21 protein-coding genes and 1 riboswitch are annotated in these 22975 nt (G+C 66.7%); of the genes, 12 read left to right on the forward strand and 9 right to left on the reverse strand.

Annotated features, from left to right (window positions below; genetic code table 11):
- The first annotated feature begins 155 nt into the window (after positions 1 to 155).
- Genes RIB45_RS11625 through RIB45_RS11635 form a run of 3 tightly spaced genes read left to right on the forward strand, consistent with a single transcriptional unit; the run spans position 156 to position 3083 of the window.
- Entirely contained in the window at positions 156 to 1205 is a 1050-nt protein-coding gene (locus tag RIB45_RS11625; protein WP_350050441.1) for a TRAP transporter substrate-binding protein, read from the forward strand.
- 16 nt (positions 1206 to 1221) lie between these two features.
- Positions 1222 to 1773 (forward strand): TRAP transporter small permease, encoded by a 552-nt coding sequence (locus tag RIB45_RS11630; protein WP_350050442.1) that lies wholly within the window; start codon positions 1222 to 1224, stop codon positions 1771 to 1773.
- The gene (locus RIB45_RS11635) at positions 1770 to 3083 is read left to right on the forward strand and encodes a TRAP transporter large permease (RefSeq protein ID WP_350050443.1); all 1314 of its coding nucleotides are present in this window, start codon (positions 1770 to 1772) and stop codon (positions 3081 to 3083) included. The genes RIB45_RS11630 and RIB45_RS11635 overlap by 4 nt, the downstream gene beginning before the upstream one ends.
- 165 nt (positions 3084 to 3248) lie before the next feature.
- Here RIB45_RS11635 and pyrC read toward each other — a convergent pair whose 3' ends face one another.
- Together pyrC and RIB45_RS11645 are read right to left on the reverse strand one after the other, a co-directional pair.
- Positions 3249 to 4553 carry a dihydroorotase gene (pyrC, locus tag RIB45_RS11640; protein WP_350050444.1) on the reverse strand — a complete coding sequence of 435 codons (1305 nt, stop codon included), beginning with the start codon at positions 4551 to 4553 and terminating at the stop codon, positions 3249 to 3251.
- Complete coding sequence (locus RIB45_RS11645; RefSeq protein ID WP_350050445.1) at positions 4550 to 5524, reverse strand: aspartate carbamoyltransferase catalytic subunit; 975 nt, start codon at positions 5522 to 5524, stop codon at positions 4550 to 4552. Before RIB45_RS11645 ends, pyrC begins: the two co-directional genes overlap by 4 nt.
- A 184-nt stretch (positions 5525 to 5708) precedes the next feature.
- Between RIB45_RS11645 and RIB45_RS11650 the strand changes: the two genes are divergently transcribed.
- Positions 5709 to 7631 (forward strand): PAS domain-containing protein, encoded by a 1923-nt coding sequence (locus tag RIB45_RS11650; protein WP_350050446.1) that lies wholly within the window; start codon positions 5709 to 5711, stop codon positions 7629 to 7631.
- On the opposite strand, the gene RIB45_RS11655 is transcribed toward RIB45_RS11650, so the two are convergent.
- Positions 7612 to 8616, reverse strand: coding sequence for an AEC family transporter (locus RIB45_RS11655; protein ID WP_350050447.1), 1005 nt, complete (start codon positions 8614 to 8616; stop codon positions 7612 to 7614). The genes RIB45_RS11650 and RIB45_RS11655 overlap by 20 nt on opposite strands.
- Between RIB45_RS11655 and RIB45_RS11660 the strand changes: the two genes are divergently transcribed.
- The gene (locus RIB45_RS11660; protein WP_350050448.1) at positions 8615 to 9628 is read left to right on the forward strand and encodes a zinc transporter ZntB; all 1014 of its coding nucleotides are present in this window, start codon (positions 8615 to 8617) and stop codon (positions 9626 to 9628) included. The genes RIB45_RS11655 and RIB45_RS11660 overlap by 2 nt on opposite strands.
- Here the strand turns inward: RIB45_RS11660 and RIB45_RS11665 are convergent.
- On the reverse strand, positions 9606 to 10067 hold the full coding sequence (locus RIB45_RS11665) for a YaiI/YqxD family protein (protein ID WP_350050449.1): 462 nt from the start codon (positions 10065 to 10067) through the stop codon (positions 9606 to 9608). The two genes, RIB45_RS11660 and RIB45_RS11665, sit on opposite strands and share 23 nt — an antisense overlap.
- 306 nt (positions 10068 to 10373) lie before the next feature.
- Between RIB45_RS11665 and RIB45_RS11670 the strand changes: the two genes are divergently transcribed.
- Complete coding sequence (locus RIB45_RS11670; RefSeq protein ID WP_350050450.1) at positions 10374 to 11339, forward strand: hypothetical protein; 966 nt, start codon at positions 10374 to 10376, stop codon at positions 11337 to 11339.
- A 181-nt stretch (positions 11340 to 11520) separates the two neighbouring features.
- Here RIB45_RS11670 and RIB45_RS11675 read toward each other — a convergent pair whose 3' ends face one another.
- Together RIB45_RS11675 and RIB45_RS11680 are read right to left on the reverse strand one after the other, a co-directional pair.
- Positions 11521 to 11652, reverse strand: a complete 132-nt coding sequence (locus tag RIB45_RS11675) for a hypothetical protein (protein ID WP_350050451.1) — start codon at positions 11650 to 11652, stop codon at positions 11521 to 11523.
- 29 nt (positions 11653 to 11681) lie between these two features.
- Entirely contained in the window at positions 11682 to 12992 is a 1311-nt protein-coding gene (locus tag RIB45_RS11680; RefSeq protein WP_350050452.1) for an O-acetylhomoserine aminocarboxypropyltransferase/cysteine synthase family protein, read from the reverse strand.
- Between the two features lie 119 nt (positions 12993 to 13111).
- A riboswitch (SAM riboswitch) is annotated at positions 13112 to 13189 on the reverse strand.
- A gap of 183 nt (positions 13190 to 13372) precedes the next feature.
- Between RIB45_RS11680 and RIB45_RS11685 the strand changes: the two genes are divergently transcribed.
- The 3 genes from RIB45_RS11685 to RIB45_RS11695 all read left to right on the forward strand — a co-directional run bounded on the left by RIB45_RS11685 (position 13373) and on the right by RIB45_RS11695 (position 15286).
- Positions 13373 to 13954 carry a hypothetical protein gene (locus tag RIB45_RS11685; RefSeq protein WP_350050453.1) on the forward strand — a complete coding sequence of 194 codons (582 nt, stop codon included), beginning with the start codon at positions 13373 to 13375 and terminating at the stop codon, positions 13952 to 13954.
- Positions 13955 to 14211: 257 nt separating this feature from the next.
- Entirely contained in the window at positions 14212 to 14736 is a 525-nt protein-coding gene (locus RIB45_RS11690; protein ID WP_350050454.1) for an antibiotic biosynthesis monooxygenase family protein, read from the forward strand.
- Between the two features lie 280 nt (positions 14737 to 15016).
- The gene (locus RIB45_RS11695) at positions 15017 to 15286 is read left to right on the forward strand and encodes a hypothetical protein (RefSeq protein ID WP_350050455.1); all 270 of its coding nucleotides are present in this window, start codon (positions 15017 to 15019) and stop codon (positions 15284 to 15286) included.
- 150 nt (positions 15287 to 15436) lie between these two features.
- Here the strand turns inward: RIB45_RS11695 and RIB45_RS11700 are convergent, their stop codons facing one another.
- Positions 15437 to 16396: a ribonucleotide-diphosphate reductase subunit beta gene (locus RIB45_RS11700; RefSeq protein WP_350050456.1), complete on the reverse strand. Its 960-nt coding sequence runs from the start codon at positions 16394 to 16396 to the stop codon at positions 15437 to 15439.
- 48 nt (positions 16397 to 16444) lie between these two features.
- Complete coding sequence (locus tag RIB45_RS11705) at positions 16445 to 18301, reverse strand: ribonucleoside-diphosphate reductase subunit alpha (protein ID WP_502882569.1); 1857 nt, start codon at positions 18299 to 18301, stop codon at positions 16445 to 16447.
- Positions 18302 to 19075: 774 nt separating this feature from the next.
- Here RIB45_RS11705 and RIB45_RS11710 point away from each other — a divergent pair.
- Positions 19076 to 19687 carry a CDP-alcohol phosphatidyltransferase family protein gene (locus tag RIB45_RS11710; protein ID WP_350050457.1) on the forward strand — a complete coding sequence of 204 codons (612 nt, stop codon included), beginning with the start codon at positions 19076 to 19078 and terminating at the stop codon, positions 19685 to 19687.
- Positions 19688 to 19738: 51 nt separating this feature from the next.
- Positions 19739 to 20509, forward strand: a complete 771-nt coding sequence (locus RIB45_RS11715) for an SOS response-associated peptidase (RefSeq protein ID WP_350050458.1) — start codon at positions 19739 to 19741, stop codon at positions 20507 to 20509.
- Between the two features lie 192 nt (positions 20510 to 20701).
- Here the strand turns inward: RIB45_RS11715 and trmFO are convergent, their stop codons facing one another.
- Entirely contained in the window at positions 20702 to 22072 is a 1371-nt protein-coding gene (gene trmFO / locus RIB45_RS11720; RefSeq protein WP_350050459.1) for a methylenetetrahydrofolate--tRNA-(uracil(54)-C(5))-methyltransferase (FADH(2)-oxidizing) TrmFO, read from the reverse strand.
- A 95-nt stretch (positions 22073 to 22167) separates the two neighbouring features.
- Between trmFO and RIB45_RS11725 the strand changes: the two genes are divergently transcribed.
- Positions 22168 to 22935, forward strand: coding sequence for an SDR family oxidoreductase (locus RIB45_RS11725; RefSeq protein ID WP_350050460.1), 768 nt, complete (start codon positions 22168 to 22170; stop codon positions 22933 to 22935).
- The last annotated feature ends 40 nt before the right edge of the window (positions 22936 to 22975 follow it).

A 22975-nucleotide genomic window follows, 5' to 3' on the forward strand; every position in this document is an offset into this window, starting at 1 on the left:
CGACGCGGCTTCGCGGTGGGTCGGCTCGGATTTCGCCCTTGAAGCGCTGCGCTCCGGCCTATGAAATGGACGCCAGAGGAAGAAGAGGTTCGCTCGCACCGATCCGGTGCGGGACGGAGCCCGAGGCTTTGACAAACAGGTGAGGAAACCGACCCATGACCCCGACCATCACCCGCCGCAGCATGATGGCGGGCGCCGGCGCGACAACGCTGGCGCTGGCCTCCGGATTGCGCCCAGTGCGCGCGCAGGACGAGATCACGCTGAAGATCAGCCACTATCTGCCGCCGCGTCACGGCTTCCATACGGATTTTCTGGTCCCCTGGGGCGAGCAGTTGACCGAAAAGACCGACGGCCGCGTGAAGGTGGAGGTCTATGACGCCACCTCCAGCTTCGGCAACATCATGCGTCAGGCGGATCAGGTGCGCGCCGGCGTGATCGACATCGCGCTCGGGCTCAACGGTATTCCGCGCGGGCGATTCCCGGCGAGTTCCATCATCGAGCTCCCGTTCCTGGTGGAGAAGGCGGGGCCAGGTTCCAAGACCCTCTACACCCTCTACGAGGAAGGCATGCTGGGCGGCGAGTACGATGATTTCCACGTCCTCGCGCTCTTCACCCATCATGGCGGACTGTTCCACACGGCGGATCGGCCGGTGCGCTCGCTCGAAGATCTCGAAGGGCTGCGCATGCGCACGCCGGGTCCGGCGGTCTCGGCGATGCTTGAATCCGTCGGCGCTTCTCCCGTCGGCATGCCGCCCGCGCAGATCTACGAGAATCTTCAGAAGGGCGTGATCAACGGCGTGGTGACGACCTGGGATCTGGTCGGCGCGATCAAGCTGAACGAGTTGCTCGGCTATCACACGGACGCGCGCGCCTATGTCGCCGGCTTCCACGTGCTGATGAACAAGCAGCGCTACGCCGACCTGCCCGAGGACGTCCGCACCGCCGTCGACGAGCTGTCGGGCGACAATCTGGTCGCCAAGTTCGGACCCTGGTGGGACAAGTGGGAGGCCAGAGGCCGCAAGGACGCGGTCGAGCGGGGCAACACCATCATCGAGATCGACGACGCGACCCGCGCCGAATGGAAGGCCCAGCTCGAGCCGATGATCGAGGGCTATCTCAAGTCTCTCCGCGGCGAGGGCGTCGAGAATCCGATGGCGATTTACGAGCGCGCTCAAGAGCTTGTCGCCCAATTCTCAGAAGGTTGACGAGCCGCTTTAAGCGATGACGCCCCCTGATCCCCCTCACCGCGACACCGCCTTGGGCGGCGGCGCGCGCCGGATCGCGCGCGCCTTCGCCCGGGCGATGGAGCGGACGACCCGGCTTTTCGCCGGCGTCGGGATCGCCGCGTTGGCGGTGGCGATCGGGCTTGTCGTGGTCGACGTCGCTTGGCGGCGGATCGGGTCGCAATCGCTGATCGGGGCTGTGGATCTGACGCAGCTCTGCGTCATGGCGGCGGCGTTCCTCTCGATTCCCTACGCCTTCATGCGCGGCGCGCACGTCACCGTCGATCTGTTCGCCAGCCGCTTCGGGCCGCGGGCGACGCGGCTTTTGGACGCCGCGGGGGCGGCGCTGTCCGCGGCGCTCGTCGCCTTTCTGCTCTATCTTTCCTGGGGACGCGCGATGGAGCAGTGGCGCTACGGCGACGTCAGCCAGGATCTGGCGATCCCGATGATCGCCTATTGGGCGTTTGTTCTGCTCGGTTTTGCGCTGTCGGCGCTGGCGGCTCTCAGCCTCTTTCTGGAGCGGTTGACCGCCGGGGAGGCGCGCGGGTGAACGATCCGCTGATCGGGCTCTTCGGCTTCCTGGCGGTGCTGGCGCTGGCGGCGCTTCGCGTCCCGATCGCGATCGCGATGGGGGCGGTGGGGGCCCTCGGCGGGATCCTGCTTATGGGCTGGCGCTCCGCCTCCTATGTGATGGCCAGTCTGCCGTTCGAGGCGGTCTTCCCCTACGGGCTGTCGGTCGTGCCGCTGTTCATCTTCATGGGGGTGTTCGCGGCGCATTCGGGGCTCTCCGGCAACCTCTACGCCGGGGTGCACGCCTTCATGGGCCATCTGCGCGGCGGGCTCGCCATGGCGACGGTCGGCGCGTGCGGCGTGTTCGGGGCGATCTGCGGCTCGTCGCTCGCCACCTGCGCGACGATGGGGCGCGTCGCCCTGCCGGAGATGCGCGATCGCGGCTACGATCCCGGCCTCGCCGGCGCGTCGGTCGCGGCGGGCGGGACGCTGGGCGTCCTGATCCCGCCGTCGATCCTGCTGGTGATCTACGCCCTGCTGACGGAGCAGTCGATCGGCGCGCTGTTCGCGGCCGCCATGATCCCCGGCGCGCTCGCCGCGCTCCTCTATATGGGGGCGATCCGGGTTCGCGTCGGCCGCGACCCGGCGGCCGGCCCCGCGGTCGAGAAGGCGAGCGGGGCGGCGCGTCTCCAAGCCTTCTGGCGGATGTGGGACGCCTTCCTGCTGATCGTCCTGGTGATCGGCGGGATCTACGCCGGGATCTTCTCGCCGACGGAAGCGGCGGCGATCGGCGCCGGCGGGGCGCTGCTGTTCACGGCCCTGCGGGGCAAGCTCACGCTCTCCACGCTCGGCAAGGGGATGCAGGAGACGGCGGAACTCACCGGCATGATCTTCCTGATCCTGATCGGGGCCGCGCTGTTCAACTTCTTCATCGAGGCCTCGGGCCTCACCACGCTCCTGGTGGAGAGCATCACGGCGGCCGGGCTGCCGCCGATGGCGGTCTTGGTCCTGATGCTGGTCTTCTACGTGATCCTGGGCTGCTTCATGGACAGCCTGTCGATGATCCTGCTGACGGTGACGCCGGCCTTCGGCATCGTCACGGCCTTCGGCTTCGATCCGATCTGGTTCGGCGTCCTGCTGGTCTCGGTCGCGGAGATCGGGCTCATCACCCCGCCGATCGGCATGAACCTGTTCGTGATTCAGGGGGTCAGCCGGGAGCTTTCCTTGCGGGTGCTGTCTCGCGGAATCCTGCCCTTCATCGCCGCCGACGGGCTGCGGGTCGCATTGATCCTGCTGATCCCGGCGCTGGCGCTCTGGCTGCCGAGGCAGTTGGGGTTGGCGGGGGGGTGAGCCGGGCGGCGCCGTTCCCGCCCGCGCCCTCAAAGGCTGCCTGCCGTCACCCCGGGCTTGGCCCGGAGGAAGAACAGCGGCGCGGGCCGCCCGACGCGTGACGCTGTCGGCCCGGACCGAAGTCCGGGCCGACGAGGCATAGCGCTGCGTCGCTGAGATCCCGGCTCAGAACCCCGTCGCGCGGTAGAGCGGTCGGCCGTCGACGACGGTGCGCAGCACCTGACCCTGCACGGGGCGATCGCCGAAGGCGGTGTTCTTGGATTTGGAGCGCATATCCTCCTCGCGCACGGTCCAGGGCTTGTCCGGGTCGAACAGCACCAGGTCTGCGGCCGCGCCGCGCTTCAACCGGCCGCCCGGGACGCGAAAGCGCTCGGCCGGCTTGGACGTCACCAGCGCCAGCGCGTCGATCAGGGACAGGTGGCCGTTATGGTAAAGCTCCAGCGTCATCGGCAGCAGCGTCTGCAGGCCGATCACGCCGAACTCCGCCTGCTCGAAGGGCAGGCGCTTGCTGTCCTGGTCGTGCGGGCTGTGGTCGCTGGCCACCAGGTCGACGACGCCGTCGGCGATCGCCTCCACCAGCGCCTGCCGGTCGGCTTCCGCGCGCAGCGGCGGCATCACCTTCGCGAAGCTGCGATACTGGTCGACGGCGTTTTCGTTCAGCGCGAAATAGTGCGGGGCCGCGTCGCAGCTGACGTCCAGGCCGCGGGCCTTCGCCGCCGCGATCGCCTTCAACGCGCTCGGCGCCGTCACGTGCGCGAAATGCAGACGCCCGCCCGTCGCCTCCAGCAGGTGGAGATCGCGCTCCACCTGGATCGTCTCCGCCGCCATCGGCACGCCGGACAGGCCGAGGCGGGTCGCCAACTCGCCCGCATTCATGACGCCCCCGGCGGACAGCGTCGGCTCCAGCGGGTGCTGCACGATCAGGGCGTCGAAGGTCTGCGCGTAGCTCATCGCACGTTTCATCACCTTGGCGTTGGCCAGCGCCCATTCGCCGTCGGTGAAGGCGACCGCGCCGGCCTCGCTCAACAGGCCGATCTCGGTGATCTCCTCGCCCTTAAGGCCCTTGGTGAGGGCGGCGTAGCTGTAGACCTTGGCGGCCTTGAGCTCGCGCGAGCGGCGCGCGATGAACTCCACGACCGAGACGTCGTCGACCGGCGGATCCGTGTTGGGCAGGCAGATCATCGCGGTGACGCCTCCGGCGGCCGCGGCCTGCGCGCCGGTGTCGATCGTCTCCTTGTGCTCGGCGCCGGGCTCGCGCAACTGCACGCGCGCGTCGATCAGGCCCGGGGCGAGAACCATGCCCTTGCAGTCGACCACTTCGCTGACCGACGGCGCGCCGGTGCGGAAAAGATGCGCCCCGAAGTCGGCGATTCGGCCGTCTTCGATCAGGAGCGCCCCGGTCTCGTCGAGCCCAGTCGCCGGGTCGATTAGCCGCGCGTTCAGATAGGCGATCCGGCCTTCCTGATTCATGACGAGACCCCCTCGGCCGCGCCGGCCTCGCGCAGCGGCTTGGTCAGCACGTCGAGCACCGCCATGCGCACGGCCACGCCCATCTCGACCTGATCGCGGATCAGCGAGCGGTCGATGTCGTCGGCCAATTCGCTGTCGATCTCCACGCCGCGGTTCATCGGACCGGGATGCATGATCAGCGCGTTGGATTTGGCGCAGGCGAGCTTGTCGCGATCCAACCCGAAGAAGCGGAAATACTCGCGCACCGAGGGGACGAAGGAGCCCTGCATGCGTTCCAACTGCAGGCGCAGCATCATCACGATGTCGACGTCTTTGAGGCCTTCGCGCATGTCGGTGAAGACGTCCACGCCCATGCGGTCGATGGCGCTCGGCAGCAGGGTCGGCGGTGCGATGACGCGCACCCGCGCGCCCATGATCTGCAGCAAATGGATGTTCGACCGCGCGACCCGGCTGTGCGCGATGTCGCCGCAGATCGCGACCGTCAGATTGTCGAGCCGCCCGATGCGCCGGCGGATCGTCAACGCGTCGAGCAACGCCTGGGTCGGATGCTCGTGGCGACCGTCGCCGGCGTTGATGACCGCGCCGTCCACCTTCTCAGCCAACAGCTGCACGGCGCCCGAGTCGCCGTGGCGCACGACCAGCACGTCGGGATGCATGGCGTTCAGCGTCATCGCGGTGTCGATCAGGGTCTCGCCCTTTTTGATCGAGCTGGTCGAGACCGCCATGTTGATGACGTCGGCGTCGAGACGTTTCGCCGCCGCCTCGAAAGAGGTGCGGGTGCGCGTCGAATTCTCGAAAAAGAGGTTGATGACGGTGAGTCCCTTGAGGAGCTCCGACTTCTTGTCGACGCGCCGCGATTGGTCGACGTAGCTGTCCGCCAGATCGAGGAGGTGCGTGATCTCGGGAGGGGAAAGACCGTCGATGCCAAGCAGGTGGCGGTGGGAGAAGCCTATGGCCGGTGCGGTCGACATCGGGGCCGCACTATACGCCCAAGCGCGTCTGCGGCAACTCTTTTGGCGCCGCGCCGACGCCCGTCGCTTTTCCCGGCCCTGTTAACGAATGCGAAAGACGGCTTGTCCTAGGCTGCCGTCGTACGCCGTCGGGCCGACGTCACCGACCAGGCGGCGGCCTCTGATCTTGGACGGGCGGGGCGTCATGGCGGAGCGGATTTTTCTTCGGGCGAAGCGCCGGCGCATGCGCCGGCGGATGGCGCACGCCGGGCTCGGCGCGCTCGCTCTCACGGCCGCAGGCGGCTGGTGGGCGGCCGCCAGGGCGGGCGGGCCGCCGGCCCCGATGCAGTTGGCCGCCCTCGGGACGCCGGGCGCGACGCCTATTCCGGCGCAAAGCTGGTCGACCGCCGTCGGGCCGAGCGTCGTCGGCGTCGGGTCTCTCTCGCTGTGGATACTGACCGCAGCCTTGGCGATCGGCGGCGTGCTGGTCCTGCAGTTGCTGCAGCAGCAGCGTAAATTGCGTTCCGCGCAGGCGGAGCTCGCCGTCGCCCTGGATCAGCGCACCCGCGAGGCGGCGCTTGGGGAGAGCCGGCTGAAGGCGATTTTCGATCACGCGCCGGTGGAGATTTACCTGAAGGACGCCGAGGGGCGCTATCTTCAGATCAACCGGCGATTCGAGCAGCTCTTCGGCGTCGCCGCCGCCGACGTCATCGGCAAGCTGCCGCAAGAGGTCCATCACGGCGCGCTGGGCGAGGCGACCCGAGCGCACGATCTCGAGGTTATGACGCGGCGTGAAGTCGTCGCCCGCGAGCACACGGTCGAGACAAAGTCCGGCGTGCGCAGTCTCTACACGGTCAAGTTTCCGCTCTTCGCGCCCGACGATCAGCTTCAGGGGATCGGCGCGGTGGTCGTGGACATCACCGACGCCAAACGCGCCGAGACCTTGCTGCATCAGGCCAATCAGCGCTTCCAAGCGATTCTCGACCACGCGCCCTTCGCGATTTATCTCAAAGATCGCAAGGGGCGCTATCAAGTGGTCAACCGCTACTTCGCCGAGACTTACGAGGCGCCGCCTGAGCAGATGATCGGACAGGACATCTCGGCGGCCTTCGGCGATGAGGCGCCGGAGGAGATGCACGAGACCGATCGGATGGTGCTCGAGGACAATCGCTGCGTCACGCTGGAAGGCGTCGACACCAAGCGGTCCAGCGGGCGCAAGTTTCAGGTGACGAAATTCCCGATCCTGAACGAGGCGGGCGAGGTCGTCGGACTCGGCGGCCTCGACATCGACGTGACGGTGCGCAGCGAGGCGGAGCGCGCGCTCAAGCTCGCCAAGGAGGAGGCGGAGATGGCGAGCCGGGCCAAATCCGACTTTCTCGCCAATATGAGCCACGAGATCCGCACCCCTCTCAACGCGATTCTCGGCTTCGCTGAATTGATCCGCGAAGAGGTCTTCGGCCCGCTCGGCAATCCGCGCTATCAAGAGTATGCGGACGACATCTATCGCAGCGGCAAGCATCTGATGGAGGTGATCGGCGACATCCTGGACCTGTCGAAGATCGAGGCGGGCAAGTACGAGGTGGAGCGCGCGCCCGTCGCTGTGGACGAGGTGGTGCGCGCCGCGATCGGCTTGCTCGGCAAGGGCGCCGACGCGCGCTCCCTCACGCTCGTCCAGTCCGGCCGGCGGGGCGTGTACGTTCTCGGCGACCGGCGGGCCGTGAAGCAGATTCTGCTGAATTTGGTGAGCAACGCCATCAAGTTCACGACCGAGGGCGGGCGCATCGACGTGCAGGTCGCCACCGACTCTGACGGGGCGCTCACCCTGAGCGTGGCGGATGACGGGGTCGGCATCGCGGACGCCGACCTCGCGCGCGTGATGGAGCCCTTCACGCAACTAGGCGCGCCCAGCGTGCGTCGCCATGAGGCCTCGGGCTCCGGGATCGGGCTCGCGATCTGCAAGCGTCTGGCCGCGCTGATGCGGGCGGAGATGACGATCGAAAGCGAGTTGGGCGTCGGCACCGCGGTGCGCATCCGCTTTCCGTCCGGCTCCGTGCTGAGCGTCGAGGATGCGGTGCGGTTGGCCGGCGAGGGCGCGACGACGCGGTCGCTCACCGAAGCAGCAGAATGATCGCGGGCAGCGTGACCGCCGCCGCCAGGGTTTGCGCCGAAATCACGCCCGCCAGCAGCGGCGCGTCGCCGCCCATCCGTCGCGCCATGTGATAGCCGCTGGCGCTAGACGGCAGGGCGGCGAAGATCATCACCGTCAGCAGAACCGCGCCGTCCAGCCCCACCGAAAACGCGATCCCCGCCGCCAGGGCCGGGTGCAACGCGAGCTTAAGGAAGACCGCTGCGCCCATCGCCCGCCCGGCCTCCTTGAGCGCGGACAGCCGCAGCCCCGCGCCCACCGTCAGCAGCGCCATCGGCAAGGCCCCCGCCGCCAGAATCTCCGTCGCCGGATCGACCAGCGGCGGGATCGGCAGGTCGGCCAGGTTGAGCGCCGCTCCCGCCAGAATCGCCGCGATCAATTGATGCAGCGCAAGCCCCCGCACGATCCGCCAAGCGAGGCGAGGCCCGGTCGGACGCGCGCCCTCGGCCCCGCCGTGCAGCCCGGTCAGGGCGATGATCGACAGCGCATTGACGCTGGGAACCATCACCGCCGCGCACAGCGCGGCCGCCGCCGCGCCGACTTCGCCCGCCAACGCCGCCGCGGCGGCGAAACCGACATAGGTGTTCATCCGGATCGAGCCTTGGAGGACGCTGCCGAAAGCGGCCGGAGAGAGCTTGAGCGCGGGGCGCAGAGCGAAAGCCGCCAATCCGGTTCCCAGGATCGCCCCGAGCAGGGTCAGCGCCACCGGCCCGGCCGCCAGTTGGTCCAGCGGCGCCGTCGCCGCCTTGCGAAACAACAGACAGGGAAACAGGCCGTAGTAGACCAGCTTCTCCGCGCCGTCCCAGAACCCGTCCGTAAGCCAGCCGGCGCGCCGCAAGGCGGCTCCCAGCGCGATCACCAGAAAGATCGGGGCCAAGGCGGCGAGGATTTCGATCATGACGACGACAGGCTCGACGCTTGCGCGCGGCTTGGCAAGCGTCGGCGCGTGGCCGAGACTGTCGGCCATGATGACCGACCCCGACACCGTCGCCCCGGAGGACCCTTGGCTGTTGTTCGCAATGCGCCTCGACGGTCGGGGCGGGGCGAGCGCGCTCACCGAGCAGGAGCTGGAGACGGCCTGGAGCGATCCGGACAAGGCGGTGATCTGGGTCCATCTGCGGCGCGATGCGCCGGAGGCCCAGGCTTGGCTGCGCGAACGCTCCGGCTACGACGAGATCTTGTGCGATCGGCTGCTCGCCGCCGAGACGCGCCCCGGCGCGGACGCCTTCGAGGGGCGGCTTGAAGCGAATCTGCGCGGCGTCAATTTGAATCCGGGGGCCGAGCCGGAAGACATGGTCTCGCTGCGTCTTTCGGTCTCGGAGAACCGAATCGTCACCCTGCGTCTCAAGAAGCTGCGGGCGGTGGAGGACGTGCAGGGCCTGCTTGCGGCGGGACGCGGGCCGAAGACGGCGCTCGGTCTGTTCCATCGGCTGGCCGAACGGCTTGCGGAGCGGATCCACGCCGTGGTGCTGAAGCTGGAGGAAGAGATAGACGGCTTCGAGAGCGCCCTGGACGAACGCGATCCGCGCACGCTGACGGCGCATCGCCACGCGCTGGCTGACGCGCGGCGCCGCGCCGTCGAACTGCGCCGCTACATCGCGCCGCAGCGCGAGGCGCTGGCGCTGGCCGCCGAATGCGATCTGCCTTGGCTGAAGGAGCCGATGCGTCGGCGCTTGCGCGACGCGCGGGAGCGGTACGGCCGCATCGTCGACGATCTGGACGGCGTGCGCGAACGCGCGGCCGTCGGCTTCGAGGAAGCGGTGGCTCTCCAGGGCGAGCGGATGAACCGGACCATGTACATGTTGGCGGTGGTGGCGGCGATCTTCCTGCCGCTCGGGTTCGTCACGGGGCTGCTCGGAATCAATGTCGGCGGCATGCCGGGAACCGAGAGCGGCGCCGCCTTCTGGATCGTCTGCGCCGTGCTGGCGGCGCTCGGCCTCGGCGTTTGGCTCTGGTTCAAGCGTCGCGGGCTGATGTAGCTAACGGCCGCAGCAGCGAATCGAGCCGATCGAGGAAGGCCGAGCGGTCGGCCTTGCTGAAGGGCCTGGGACCCCGGGTCTGTTCTCCGAAGGAGCGGCGATGCTCCGCGATTGCGCGGCCGGCCAGCGCTTGGCCGATCATGTCTTGCGTGAACAGCTCCCCATTCGGGCGGATCGCCTGCGCGCCGTATTTCAGGCACCGGTCGGCGAGCGGGATGTCCGAGGTGACGCAGACGTCCTCCGGTCCGACGCGATCGGCGATCCAGTCGTCGGCCGCGTCGGCGCCTTGCGCGACGACGACCGTCTCCACCAGCGGATGGCGGGAGGGGCGCAGACCCCCGTCGCTCACCATCACGACGCGCACGCCGTAGCGCTCGGCGACCCGCACGGCCTCCTGCTTCACCGGACAGGCGTCGGCGTCGATGTAGAGGGTGGGCATAACCTCATCCTGCGCTTGCGTGACGCCGCCAGCATTCTAGACGCCCGAAAGACGGGCATTTAATCTGTTTTGCATCTTTCTGCTTCGCTGGGGCGCTCAATGCGTAAACGTAACAATAGGTTTTTCGATAGGGGGGCGCCAAGACGGTCGAACCGGGGATCCCGACCGCGCAGCGCATCGGCCGAGCTTGAGCGCGAACCGCGGAGACACAAGGGGCCTCTCTATGTTGACGGAGGCGTCAGCGTTCTTGCGCTTGCGACGGCCTTAATCGGCTTTGTGTTCATTTCCGGATATCTCATAAACTCGATGTTCCTGAAGCAGATCGGCCTGCCGAGTCATGACTACACGCGCGCCCAATTTATCGAGGTCGGATTTGTTTATACGATTTTGGTTGGATATATCATTTCGATGTTGATACTGGCCTTGGAGATCAAGAACGGGCCATTAGATTTTGTACAATCTAATTTTTGGAAATTCATTTATAGAATCATCGTTTTCTTTAATATTGCAATATACATAGGGATTACGCTCTTTTGCGTAATTTTCTTTTCATATCATGAGTGGCGATTGATAAAAGATCCCGTTTTTGATTGGGAGCTGCGGGACTCCTTTTACGTCTTTTTCACTCTAGGCTTGGCGCTTGTGTCCGCGTCTCCGCTTATCAGTTATCGGAACCTGTTCAAGGAACGGGGTCGTCACGCCCTCTTGAAGGTTTTGCACTGTCTGGCGGCGACATTCTTCATCTTCTCCGCCTATGTGTTGTTTGGAAGTGTTTCCTGGATTGGTGAGGTGGGCTTCCGCTTCGGGAACTTGGTTCTTTCCGTCGCGCTATTCGTCGCCGCGTTTTTGAGCACGATCATACTGACGCCGCGCGGCCGTCAGTCGCATATGCTGGTCTCTTTAGCCATCTCGGCGCCGTTCTTCATCGCCGTCTATTACCTCTCTCTCAGCGCGTACGCCTCCTCTCTATACCGCTACATTCCAATGAACCGAGGGGGATTCTACCCGGTCTCGCAATCAGTCCTGACCCTCGGTCCGTCCTGCACGGCGCCGTTCGGGGAAAGGCGCGACGCAGGCGGGGCTAAAGACGGGGGAGGCGAAATCACGGTCTACGTTCTCGCCCGGAGGGAAGCCTCCCTCTATGTTATCCCCCCGACGATCGCCTGGGAACGGCCCCTGGACGAGATCTTTTCGATGCCGATCTCGTGCATCCGGAACGAGAAGATCACTCGCCCCGTCGGAGTGGATCCGCGATCGCGGCGGCCGACTTAGAGCTAGGGTCGGCGCCCAATGCGGCCCGCAAGGGCCGATTTGAGGGGCTGCGAATGACGAGTAAACCGGGCCGCCCTCCCGCCCCCGCGGGAAAGGAGAGCGACCCGGCCTCTCGCGAGCGCGTCCGGCTATCAGAGGGTCCCGCAACCGGCCGGACGCGACGCCTCCTGACCCTCCGCGGTCAGCCGGCCAGGCCGGCCATCGCGAAAGCGTCATAGGGGGAGGGGGACGGGCGCGCCGGCGCGGGCGGCGGCCGTCCCAGATCTGCGGGGGCGCGCACGGGCGCCGGCGTTGGGATCTTCGGTGCGCTCATGGCTTTCGCTCCTGCCTTGGGGTGAAGCGTCAGGCCGCTTCCGCGACGGAGCTCGCCGCCTTCAGCGCCTGGTCGAGGTCGGCCAGGATGTCGTCGATATGCTCGATCCCGATCGACAGGCGGACATAGGCGTCGGTGACGCCGCTCTGCTCCTGCTCTTCGGCGGTCAACTGGCTGTGCGTCGTCGTCGCCGGATGGATGGCGAGCGAGCGTGCGTCACCGATGTTGGCCACGTGATAGAACAACTGCAGCGCGTCGATGAAGGCTGCGCCGGCCGCCCGGCCGCCCTTAATGTGGAAGCCGACCAGGCCGCCGTAGCCGCCGGTCAGATGGGCGTCCGCGCGGCGCTTGGCTTCGCCCTCCTGCAGGCCGGGATAGATCACCTTGTCGACCAGCGGGTGTTTCTCCAGGAACTCGGCTGCGGCCGCGCCGTTGCGGCTGTGCTCGCGCATGCGCAGCGCGACCGTCTCGATCCCCTGGATCGCCTGGAAGGCGTTGAAGGGGCTGAGCGCCGCGCCGAGATCGCGCAGCAGCGTGACCCGCGCCTTGATGATGTAGGCGATGGGTCCGAGCGGCTTCACCGCCTCCGTCCAGACGGCGCCGTGGTAGGAGGGGTCGGGCTGGTTGAGGTAAGGCTGACGCTCCTTGAAGTCCTCCCACGGGAAATCGCCGCCGTCGACCAGCAGGCCGCCGATCGTCGTGCCGTGTCCGCCCAGATACTTGGTGGCGGAATAGACGACGACCGCCGCGCCGTGCTCAAGCGGCTTGCACAGGATCGGCGCGGCTGTGTTGTCGACGATCAGCGGGATCCCGTACTCGCGCCCGATGGCGGCGACCTCGGCGATCGGGAAGACCTGCAGCTTGGGGTTGGGAAGGGTCTCAGCATAGAAGGCGCGGGTGCGATCGTCGATCGCGTTGCGGAAATTCTCCGGATCGGCGGGATCGACGAAGCGCACCTCAATCCCCTGGTCCTTCAGCGTGTTGGCGAAGAGGTTCCAGGTGCCGCCGTAAAGGTCGGTGGAGCTGACGACGTTGTCGCCGGCCTTGGCGATGTTCTGAATCGCGAAGGCGCTCGCCGCCTGGCCGGAGGCCAGCGCCAGCGCGGCGACGCCGCCCTCCAACGCCGCGACGCGTTTCTCCAGCACGTCGCAGGTCGGATTCATGATGCGCGTGTAGATGTTGCCGAGCTCCTCCAAGGCGAAGAGCTTGCGCGCGTGCTCCGCATTCTCGAACTGGTAGCTCGTCGTCTGGTAGATCGGCACGGCGACGGAGCCGGTCGTCGGATCGGCGCGATAGCCGGCGTGCAGCGCCAGCGTCTGCGGATGGATGCTCTCGGACATGGGCGGGACCCCTTTCTCATAGTCTCGGTTCATAAGAACGCCGAGCGGAGGCGGGGCTTGCGGGCCTATATGAGCGGCGGGTTCCTCGCGCACGAAAAAACCGCCGCAGCCAGGGGCTGGGCGGTTAGCCGCAACCCGCTTTAGCTGAATTTTTAAAGCGCCCGCAAGCTGAGACTCAAATCGGCGCTGTTCGTGTCTTTTACGCAGTCGATTGGTGTTTGTCAATATAATACGAATAGAAAATGTGAATTGTAATCCTGCACGGCGAGACCCCGGAGAACGGCGCGGGGCGGCGGCGTAAAATCACCATTGCAAATGCGAATGACTCGCAATACGTTGTTCGGAGATGAGATCTTCACATCGCCAAGGGTTCTGCAGCTATGAGCAATCTTCGTCCCCGCCGCTCTCGTCCCGCCGCCCGTCCGATCTGGTCCGTCAGCGCCGGCGACCCCCGCGCGCAGGCGTCGGGCGCGCCGATCCGGCTATCCGATCTGTCGCATGGCGAGCAGGCGTTGGTCCGCGCTTTCCGGCGCTGGGTCGCCGGAAAGGCGCATCACGCCGCCGCGTGGGACGCCGTCGCCGGCGTCTTCGGCGGACGTGACGGCAGGGCGGTGATGGGCGGGCTGATCCGTCTGGTCGAGGGCATGCGCGGCGGCGCGCGCCGACGGATCCTGCATCACGCACAGTGCTGCCCCTGCCTCGCCGCCGACGAAATCCGCTTGCTGACGCTGGTCGGCGCGGCCGCCGCCGGCCGGCTCGACCGAGCGGCGGCGTACGCCTGCGACCTGCTGGGGCTCGATCCGCTGGCCGGGGCGGGACAGGAGGTCGGCTCGGCGCTGGCGGTGGAGGCGCGGGGCCTGGCGCTCGCGATGGCGACGCAAGACGCCGCGCCGGCGGAGCGGGCGGGGATCAGCTTCGCTGTCTGCGCAGAGGAGGGGCGGCCGAAGGAGGCGGTGCATTGAAGCGCGGAACGACGCGCGGGCCGGGTCTCGGCCGGCGATAGCGGGGCGCGCCAAAAGACCGGGCGCGGCCGTCCTGCAGCCGATAGGGGGGCGAACTCCCCGGATGTCGATCGCTTTCGCCCGGGAGCGAAAGCCGCCGCTTTGATTGCTTTTTTGTTGTCGCGTAAAATTATTGAAATACACTCTTTGAGTGTCTAGGGTCCCCTGGGTTTCGCGGCAGCGGGCGAGGGGGGATGGGCGAGCATAGGATCAAGTTCTTGGATTTGCAGCACGATGCGACAGGTCCTCGCATAGACTGTTCGACGGAAACGGAAAGGGCGCTCAGTCCGGATCATGGCCCCCACGCGGCTTTCGAGGATGCGTTGGATCTCTACGTGGCGATCGCGCGATATGCAGAAGATCCGTTGCGCCGAGTGGACGAGGCCCTCCGTCCGGAGGTTGAAGTCATGGCGGTTGATCCGCGGTCGCAAACGGTCAGCGCCGCAGTCTACAAAGGCATGCGGGGAGTGGCGTCATGCTGGTACACCGTCCTGCATGATTCAAGCGCCGCGCCGGGAGGCGCTGAGGTTCGGCTCGTTATTCTGAGGTTCGATACGCAAGACGATGCATCGTTCGCGTACACGCAGCTCGAGTTGGCCGCGATGAACACCTACGCGACTTTCGCGCGCCTCGGCGCGAATGCGAACGCACTGGGCCGTGAAAACGCTTTGGCGACATATCGCCTTACGCGCGAAATGGGCGGTAAGGGTTTGAATATCACGCGAATTAGGGCATATACTTAAGCGGTGACGAAAGGTCATCTAGGAGGATCTTGATGTCTGGAATGCGGTTGGCGTTTTATCGGTTGGCGAACGGCGTCGGCATCGGCGGCGGCGGCGGCCGCACATCGGGCCTCGAGGAAACAGAGGATGCGTTGCGGAGCCGCGTTCCCCTAGCCTCCCTTCCGCTGGACAACCTTCCGGACGGCGCCGACCTGCAGGCGCGCCTTAAGCAGTCTGCGCCAGAAGCCGCCGCTCGATTAGAGCGGGCGAAGGTCGCTCCGTAACGCCGCGAGAGCCGAGCATGCAGCCGAGCGACTGGGTGGCGGTCCTAGGGGCGGTCGGATCTCTGATGCTCGCAGTCCCCTACTTCGTCGAAGTTGTCATTCGCATTCGACGGCGGCGCATTTTGCGCAAACACGAGAACGACCCGGCGAATGTGCGCCGCGGGATGCGCGTCGGCCTTACAGAAAAGGCGTTGGCCGCCAGCCCTTGGGCCACGATCGTGGGGCTGGTTGGGGCGCTGCTTTTGGCGGCGGCGCTTTTCATGAGCGTGGACGGCTCAGGCCTCTAACACAGAACCCCCGCCGACGGTTCCGCCGGCGGGGGAGGGGCGAAGAGAAACCCTCTTCGCTGAGGGCGCAGGGATCAACAGGGAGCGCCAGGGATCTCTCGAACGCGCCGTCCCCGCTTTGATCCGATCAAAAAAGCGGCGCGCTCTGTGTTACGCGAACGCCTCCTCCCAGGTGCCTTGAGTGGAGGCCTTGGAATATTCGGTCGCCCGGTTCTCGAAGAAGTTCGTGTGCTCGACGCCGTTCAGCATCTCGTCCATCCAGCGCAACGGGTTCTTCTCCGCCCCAAAGAGCGGCTCGAGGCCCAGCTGGCCCAAGCGCCGATCGGCGATGTAGCGGATGTAGTCCTTCACATCCTGCGCCGAGAGGCCCTGGACGTCGCCGTGCTCGAAGGCGAGGTCGATGAAGGCGTCTTCATGCGTCACGATGGTCGCGCAGGCGTCCGTCAGATCGGCCTTGAAGGCCTCCGTCCAGACTTCCGGGTTCTCTGCGACGAAGGTCTTGAAGAGGCGGATGATCGAGCTGGTGTGCAGCGACTCGTCGCGCACCGACCAACTGACGATTTGGCCCATGCCCTTCATCTTGTTGTTGCGCGGGAAGTTCATCAGCATGGCGAAGCTGGCGAACAGCTGCAGCCCCTCGGTGAAGCCCCCGAAGACCGCCAGCGTCTTGGCGATGTCCTCCTTCGACTCCATGCCCCAGCCCTGCATGTAGTCGTATTTGTCCTTCATTTCTTTGTATTTGAGGAACGCCTGATACTCCACCTCCGGCATGCCGATGGTGTCGAGCAGATGGCTGTAGGCCGCGATATGCACCGTCTCCATGTTGGAGAAGGCGGAGAGCATCATCTGGACTTCCGTCGGCTGGAAGACCTGGCTGTACCGCTTCATGTAGCAGTTGTTCACCTCGACGTCGGCCTGGGTGAAGAAGCGGAAGATCTGGGTCAGCAGGTTGCGCTCGCCCTCGCTCAGATTGCGGTGCCAGTCCTTCACGTCGTCGGCCAGCGGCACCTCCTCCGGCAGCCAATGGATGCGCTGCTGGGTGAGCCAGGCGTCATAGGCCCAGGGGTAGTTGAATGGCTTGTAGACCGGGCTGGCGTCGAGAAGGCTCATGGTGCGTTCGTCTTCCCTAACTAGGCGTTTCGTTCCGGGCCGGGCCGCTTACTGGCAGCTCAGGCACTCTTCGTAATCCGGCGGGCCCTCGGGCTTGCCGCCGCCGACCTTGCCCATCATCGGCACGGCGACGGAGCCGGCCGCGGCGTCCGAGCGCGGTTTCAGGATCGCGGCGTCGGCCTCCGCGCGCTGGATCGACTTGGAGCGGCAGTAGTAGAGGCTCTTGATCCCCTTCTTCCACGCTTGGAAGTGCAGCTGGTGCAGCTCGCGCTTATGCACGTCGGCGGCCAAGAAGATGTTGAGCGACTGCGCCTGGCAGATATGCGGCGCGCGGTCGGCCGCATGTTCGATCAGCCAGCGCTGGTCGATCTCGAAGGCGGTCTTGAAGACGTCCTTCTCCTCGTCCGTCAGGAAGTCGAGATGCTGGACCGAGCCTTCGTTGATCGAGATCGACGACCAGACATCGTCGTCGTCCTTGCCCTTCTCGGCCAGCAGCGCCTTCAGGTGCTTGTTGCGCACCGAGAAGCTGCCCGACAGCGTCTTGTGGGTGAAGCTGTTGGCCGCGATCGGCTCGATCCCCGGCGAGGCGCCGCCGCAGATGATCGAGATCGAGGCGGTGGGCGCGATCGCCATCTTGTTGGAGAAGCGCTCCTTCACGCCGAACTCGGCCGCGTCGAGGCAGGCCCCGCGCTCCTCGGCCAGCGTCACGGAGGCCGCGTCGGCCTGGCCGCGGATGTGGCGGAACATCCGGTTGTTCCAGACCTTCGCCATGACCCCCTCCCAGGGGATCATCTGGCTCTGCAGGAAGCTGTGGAAGCCCATCACGCCGAGGCCGACCGAGCGCTCGCGCATCGCCGAGTACTTTGCGCGGCGGAAATCGTCCGGCGCGTTGTCGATGAAGTCCTGCAGCACGTTGTCGAGGAATCGCATTACATCCTCGATGAACTGCGGCTCACCCTCCCACTCGAGATATTTCTCGAGATTGAGGGAGGAAAGGCAGCAGACCGCCGTGCGCTCCTCGCCCCAGATGTCCTTGCCGGTCGGCAGGGTGATCTCGGAGCAGAGGTTGGAGGTCTTTACCTCCAGATTGGCGAGCTTCTGATGCTCGGGCCGCGCATTGTTCACATGGTCGATATAGACGACGTAGGGCTCGCCCGTCTCGATCCGTGCGGTCAGGATGCGGATCCACAGGTCGCGGGCGCGCACTTTGCGGATGGTGCTGCGGTCCTTCGGGCTCTGCAGCTTCCAATCCTCGTCGGCCTCGACCGCGCGCATGAAGTCGTCGGTCAGCAGCACGCCGTGATGTAGGTTGAGGGCCTTGCGGTTCGGATCGCCGCCGGTCGGCCGCCGGATCTCCAGGAACTCCTCGATCTCCGGATGCCAGATCGGCAGATAGACCGCGGCCGAGCCGCGGCGCAGCGAGCCCTGGCTGATCGCCAGCGTCAGCGAGTCCATCACCCGGATGAAGGGGACGACGCCCGACGTCTTGCCGTTCTGGCCGACCGTCTCGCCGATCGAGCGCAGATTGCCCCAGTAGCTGCCGATGCCGCCGCCGCGGGCGGCCAGCCACACGTTCTCGTTCCACAGGCCGACGATGCCCTCCAGGCTGTCGTTGGCCTCGTTCAGGAAGCAGCTGATCGGCAGACCGCGCTTGGCGCCGCCGTTGGACAGCACCGGCGTCGCCGGCATGAACCAGAGTTTGGAGATGTAGTCGTAAAGCCGCTGGGCGTGCGCGCTGTCGTCGGCGAAATGCATCGCCACGCGCGCGAACATGTCCTGCGGCTCCTCGCCGGGCAGGAGATAGCGGTCCTCCACCGTGGCGAGGCCGAAGGGCGTCAGGTTGGAATCCCGTTCACGGTCGACGAGGACGTTGATCCCGCGATCGTTCTGCTTGTGGTCGCGCACGTCGATGTCGAGATCGCCGATCAGATCGTCGTCGCTCAGACTGTGCGCGGCCGCATCGCCGCCCAGATCGAGCACGCCGCCCTCGGCCGCCACCCGGTCGCGCAGGCGCGCCAGCGCGTCGTCGACATCCTGCTTCACCGCCGCGCGGCTCTCGTCGCTGGCTTTATAGGACCCATCAGGCACGTCTCAAATCCCCCAGTCCTTGCCCCGCGGATCGGACGGTTTCGCTTGCGCCGTCCGCGGAATCCCGTTGTCGTTCGCCGGTTCTCCCGGCGCTTGTCCACAGGTGCTCCGAGCCGCATCGGCCGGCGATCGCCCGTCTTCCGGGGCTGAGCCGCCCGAGGCCTGTTCGATCCCCGTTATCCACAAGGCGGTCTCTTCGAAACCCGGGGATAACCACACTATATACTGTGCTCCCCGCCGAACGAGTGACAAGATATAGCGAGAGCGCTTTTCCTGTCAAAGGCAAAGAGTCTTCGCTTCGTCATAATCGACGCCGGGCGTGGGGGCTCTCGCGAAAGCGCGGCCGTCGGCGGCTTACCCCGGCCTCGGCGCAGGGTGCGGTTGGTCCCCGCCTTCGCGGGGACTCCCGAGACATCTTCATCTTACTCCGGGCGCCCCCGCGAAGGCGGGGGCCTCAGACGGCCCGCGCCGGGATCGGCGGACGGTGCGGAAGGGACGGCGTGCGCGGAGACTTCCGCGTCGCCGTCAGCCTATGGCCGAGGGCGCTCGCCTGGGGCAGGATGACCGGACCTCAAGGAAAGGGGCGCGCCCATGCTCGACGCTGCGATGCGCACGATCATCGACCCGCCGCTCGACCGGCTCGGCGCTTTACTCGCGCGGATCGGGGTCAGCGCCGATTGCGTGACCCTCTTCGCATTGATCCCGGGGGCGGGCGCGGTCTGGGCGTTGGCGCACCAAGCCTACGGGCTCGCGCTGGCGCTCATCCTCGTCAATCGGCTGTGCGACGGACTGGACGGGGCGGTCGCGCGGCATTCACGGCTGACGGATTTCGGCGGCTATCTCGACATCGTCAGCGATTTCATTTTCTACGCGGCCGTGCTCCTGGGTTTCCTGCTGGCGGATCCGGACGCCAACGCAATCGCCGCGGCGGCGCTGATGGTCAGCTTCTTCGGCACCGGCTCCAGCTTCCTCGCGTTTGCGACGATCGCGGCCAAGCGCGGCCTCTCGACAGAGGCGCGCGGGGCCAAGAGTTTCTACTATATGGGCGGTCTGGCGGAAGGAACGGAGACGATCCTGTTCTTCATCCTCGCCTGCCTCGCGCCGCAGCACTTCCAGTGGCTCGCCTACGGCTTTGCCGCGATCTGCTGGATCACCATCGCCGGCCGGGCCTTGCAGGCGCGCGCGCTGTTTCGCGACGACTGAGCTCTTGCTATATCGGGCGGTCAAAGCTGCGACGGTAAGGAGAGAAAGTCCATGTGCGGACGCTATTCGCTGACCACGCCGGTCGACGGCATGCGCCAGCTGTTCGGCTTCAAGGAGCTGCCGAACCTGCCGCCGCGCTACAACATCGCGCCTACCCAGGCCGTCCTGACCGTGCGCCGCGGCGACGGCTTGCGCGATCAGGACCAGGCGGAAGGCGGGCCGAAGAGCGCCGTCTGCCGCTGGGGCCTGATCCCAAGTTGGGCCAAGGACGCCTCCATCGCCGCCAAGATGATCAATGCGCGCGCCGAAACGGTGCGCGAGAAGCCGGCTTTCAAGAAAGCCTTCCAGCGCCGGCGCTGCCTTCTGCCGGCGGACGGCTTCTATGAATGGAAGACGATAGGCGGCAAGAAGCAGCCCTTCCGCATCCTGTTCGAGGACGGCGAGCCCTTCGCCTTCGCCGGCTTGTGGGAGCGCTGGCAGTCGGAGGACGGTTCCGAGATCGACAGCTGCACCATCGTCACCACCGACGCCGCGCCCGAAATCGCCGACATCCATCACCGCATGCCGGTGATCCTGGACCGCGAGATGTTCGAGGCCTGGCTCGGCGCGCCGCAGCCAGAGGCGGAGGCGCTTCTCCAGCCCTACGCCGGCGCCCGGCGGATGACCTTCCACGCGGTCGACCGGCGCCTTAACGACGTGCGCAACGACGATGAGAGCCTGCTTGAGCCGATCGATCTGGATGCGGCGGAGGAAGAGGAGAAGCCCACCGAGCCCCAATCCGACCCCAAGACGGGCAAGGGCGGGCAGATGTCGTTGTTTTAAGCGGGGCGTCGCGACTTTAAAACGGCGATGTCATTAAGTCAGCTCGCCCATGGTGAGGCCCGGCGAAGTCGGGGGCTTGCTCAGCGCGCTCCGGCGGCGGCGCGGGCGCGAGACACGTCCCCGCCTTCACGGGGACGGCTGGAGGACGGACTGACTTGACGGCGTGTCGGGAGGAGGGCCGGCGCGTCGCCGCTACTCCGCCGCCTCCGCCTGCCGGCCGATCCAGCCGTCGAGGGCGGCGAGCGCGCGCTGGGAGAGCAGCTGTTTGCGCGCCCGGCCGCGCGGGCGCTGCTTCTTGTTGGTCACCCCGATCTCTTCGGCCAGCGGCGGGAACAGGCCGAAGTTCACGTTCATCGGCTGAAAGGTCGCCGCGTCCGCGCCGGTCGTGATGTGGGCGACGAGCGCGCCCAGCGCGGTCTCCGCCGGCGGCGCGGGCTGGTCGACGCCGAGCCGCTCGCCAGCGGCGTAGCGTCCGGCGATCAGGCCGATGGCGGCGCTTTCGATATAGCCTTCGACGCCCGTCACCTGACCGGCGAAGCGCATGCGCGGATCGGCCTTGAGGCGCAGCCGCTCGTCGAGCAGCCGCGGGCTGTTCAGGAACGTGTTGCGATGGATCCCGCCGAGCCGGGCGAACTCGGCCTCCTCCAGTCCGGGGATCATGCGAAAAATGTCTTTCTGCGCGCCGTATTTCAGCTTGGTCTGGAAGCCGACGAGGTTGTAGAGCGTGCCGAGCTTATTGTCCTGGCGCAGCTGGACGACCGCGTGGGGGCGCTCGTCGCTGTGCGGATTGGTCAGGCCCACCGGCTTCATCGGGCCGTAGCGCAGCGTCTCCACGCCGCGCTCCGCCATCACCTCGATCGGCAGGCAGCCCTCGAAATAGGGGGTGTCCTTCTCCCACTCTTTGAACGCGGTCTTCTCGCCGTCGATCAGGGCCTGGATGAAGGCTTCGTACTGCGCCTTGTCCATCGCGCAGTTGATATAGTCGCTCCCGTCGCCCTTGTCGTAGCGTGATTGGCGCCAGGCGCGGGAGAAATCGATGCTCTCATGATAGACGATCGGCGCGATCGCGTCGAAGAAGGCGAGCTGCGTCTCCCCTGTCAGATCCAGCACCGCCTGACTCAATCCGGGCGAGGTGAGGGGGCCGGTCGCGACGATGACGCTTTCCCACTCGGCCGGCGGCAGCCCGGCCACCTCCTCGCGGCGGATCTCGATATTGGGGTGGTCTTCGATCGCCTGACTGACGCGGGCCGCGAAATCGTCGCGGTCGACGGCCAGCGCCCCGCCGGCCGGCACCTTGGCGGCGTCGCCGCAGCGCAGGATCAGCGAATTGCAGCGCCGCATCTCCTCGTGCAGCAAACCGACGGCGTTGAAGTCCGGATCGTCGGACCGAAAGGAGTTGGAGCAGACGAGTTCCGCCAGCCGGTCGGTGTGGTGAGCGTCGGTCTTGCGCACCGGCCGCATCTCGTGGAGCACCACGCGCGCCCCCATCTCCGCGGCCTGCCAGGCCGCTTCCGAGCCGGCGAGGCCGCCGCCGATGATGTGGATGCTGTCGCGCTCGCTCATGATCGCTCGTTCCTTGTCGCGTAGCCTGCCGGGGAGATATCGTTGCACGGCGCGGGCTGCAAGGCCTGCAGCCCGACAGCATGAGGGGAGACGGCATGAGCGACAAGGATTTCGACGGCCTGACCGCCATCGTCACCGGGGCCAGCCGCGGCATCGGCGAGGCGACGGCGCGCGAACTGGCCGCGCGCGGCGCGGCGGTGCTGTTGCTGGCGCGCGACGAGGCCGCGATCGAGCGGATCGCGGGCGAGATCGAAGCCGCCGGCGGTCGCGCGCTGGCCGAAGTCTGCGACGTCGCCGAATGGGAATCCGTCGACGCGGCCGCCAGCCTGTGCGAGGAGCGTTTCGGCCCGCCCGACATTCTGGTCAACAACGCCGGCCTGATCGAGCCGATCGCGCGTCTTACGGAAAGTGACCCGGCCGGCTGGGACCACACGATCGACGTCAATCTTAAGGGCGTCTATCACGGGCTGCGGGCCGTGCTGCCGGGCATGATCGCGCGGCGCGCCGGCGTCGTGGTCAACGTCAGCTCCGGCGCGGCGACGAGCCCGCTGGAGGGGTGGAGCCATTATTGCGCGGCCAAGGCGGCGGCCCTGATGCTGACACGCTGCGCGCAGTTGGAGGCGGGCGAAAGCGGCGTTCGCGTCACGGGCCTCAGCCCCGGCACGGTGCGCACGCACATGCAGGTCGCGATCAAGGCCTCCGGGATCAATCCGGTCAGCGAACTCGACCCCGCCGTCCATATCCCGCCGGACTGGGCGGCGAAGGCGATCGCCTACCTTTGCACTGACGCGGGCGCGGCCTACGCCGGCGAGGATATGAGCCTGCGCGACCCCGACGTGCGGGCGGCGATCGGGGTGGGGTGAGGGCCGCCGCGATTCTGAGCATGGCGGGTCATCCCGGCAG

The sequence above is a fragment of the Marivibrio sp. genome (assembly GCF_040218065.1).
Taxonomy (GTDB): Bacteria; Pseudomonadota; Alphaproteobacteria; order UBA8366; family Aestuariispiraceae; genus Marivibrio.

What these genes read in the sequence shown, in the direction of transcription:
- RIB45_RS11630 (WP_350050442.1), top strand. Translation starts at nt 1,222, where the DNA reads ATGACGCCCCCTGATCCCCCTCACCGCGACACCGCCTTGGGCGGCGGC.
- RIB45_RS11625 (WP_350050441.1), top strand. Translation starts at nt 156, where the DNA reads ATGACCCCGACCATCACCCGCCGCAGCATGATGGCGGGCGCCGGCGCG.
- RIB45_RS11710 (WP_350050457.1), top strand. Translation starts at nt 19,076, where the DNA reads ATGCTCGACGCTGCGATGCGCACGATCATCGACCCGCCGCTCGACCGG.
- RIB45_RS11725 (WP_350050460.1), top strand. Translation starts at nt 22,168, where the DNA reads ATGAGCGACAAGGATTTCGACGGCCTGACCGCCATCGTCACCGGGGCC.
- RIB45_RS11665 (WP_350050449.1), bottom strand. Translation starts at nt 10,067, where the DNA reads ATGCCCACCCTCTACATCGACGCCGACGCCTGTCCGGTGAAGCAGGAG.
- RIB45_RS11695 (WP_350050455.1), top strand. Translation starts at nt 15,017, where the DNA reads ATGCAGCCGAGCGACTGGGTGGCGGTCCTAGGGGCGGTCGGATCTCTG.
- RIB45_RS11675 (WP_350050451.1), bottom strand. Translation starts at nt 11,652, where the DNA reads ATGAGCGCACCGAAGATCCCAACGCCGGCGCCCGTGCGCGCCCCCGCA.
- RIB45_RS11670 (WP_350050450.1), top strand. Translation starts at nt 10,374, where the DNA reads ATGTTCCTGAAGCAGATCGGCCTGCCGAGTCATGACTACACGCGCGCC.
- RIB45_RS11660 (WP_350050448.1), top strand. Translation starts at nt 8,615, where the DNA reads ATGATGACCGACCCCGACACCGTCGCCCCGGAGGACCCTTGGCTGTTG.
- RIB45_RS11680 (WP_350050452.1), bottom strand. Translation starts at nt 12,992, where the DNA reads ATGTCCGAGAGCATCCATCCGCAGACGCTGGCGCTGCACGCCGGCTAT.
- trmFO (WP_350050459.1), bottom strand. Translation starts at nt 22,072, where the DNA reads ATGAGCGAGCGCGACAGCATCCACATCATCGGCGGCGGCCTCGCCGGC.
- RIB45_RS11700 (WP_350050456.1), bottom strand. Translation starts at nt 16,396, where the DNA reads ATGAGCCTTCTCGACGCCAGCCCGGTCTACAAGCCATTCAACTACCCC.
- RIB45_RS11715 (WP_350050458.1), top strand. Translation starts at nt 19,739, where the DNA reads ATGTGCGGACGCTATTCGCTGACCACGCCGGTCGACGGCATGCGCCAG.
- RIB45_RS11650 (WP_350050446.1), top strand. Translation starts at nt 5,709, where the DNA reads ATGGCGGAGCGGATTTTTCTTCGGGCGAAGCGCCGGCGCATGCGCCGG.
- RIB45_RS11645 (WP_350050445.1), bottom strand. Translation starts at nt 5,524, where the DNA reads ATGTCGACCGCACCGGCCATAGGCTTCTCCCACCGCCACCTGCTTGGC.
- RIB45_RS11685 (WP_350050453.1), top strand. Translation starts at nt 13,373, where the DNA reads ATGAGCAATCTTCGTCCCCGCCGCTCTCGTCCCGCCGCCCGTCCGATC.
- RIB45_RS11655 (WP_350050447.1), bottom strand. Translation starts at nt 8,616, where the DNA reads ATGGCCGACAGTCTCGGCCACGCGCCGACGCTTGCCAAGCCGCGCGCA.
- pyrC (WP_350050444.1), bottom strand. Translation starts at nt 4,553, where the DNA reads ATGAATCAGGAAGGCCGGATCGCCTATCTGAACGCGCGGCTAATCGAC.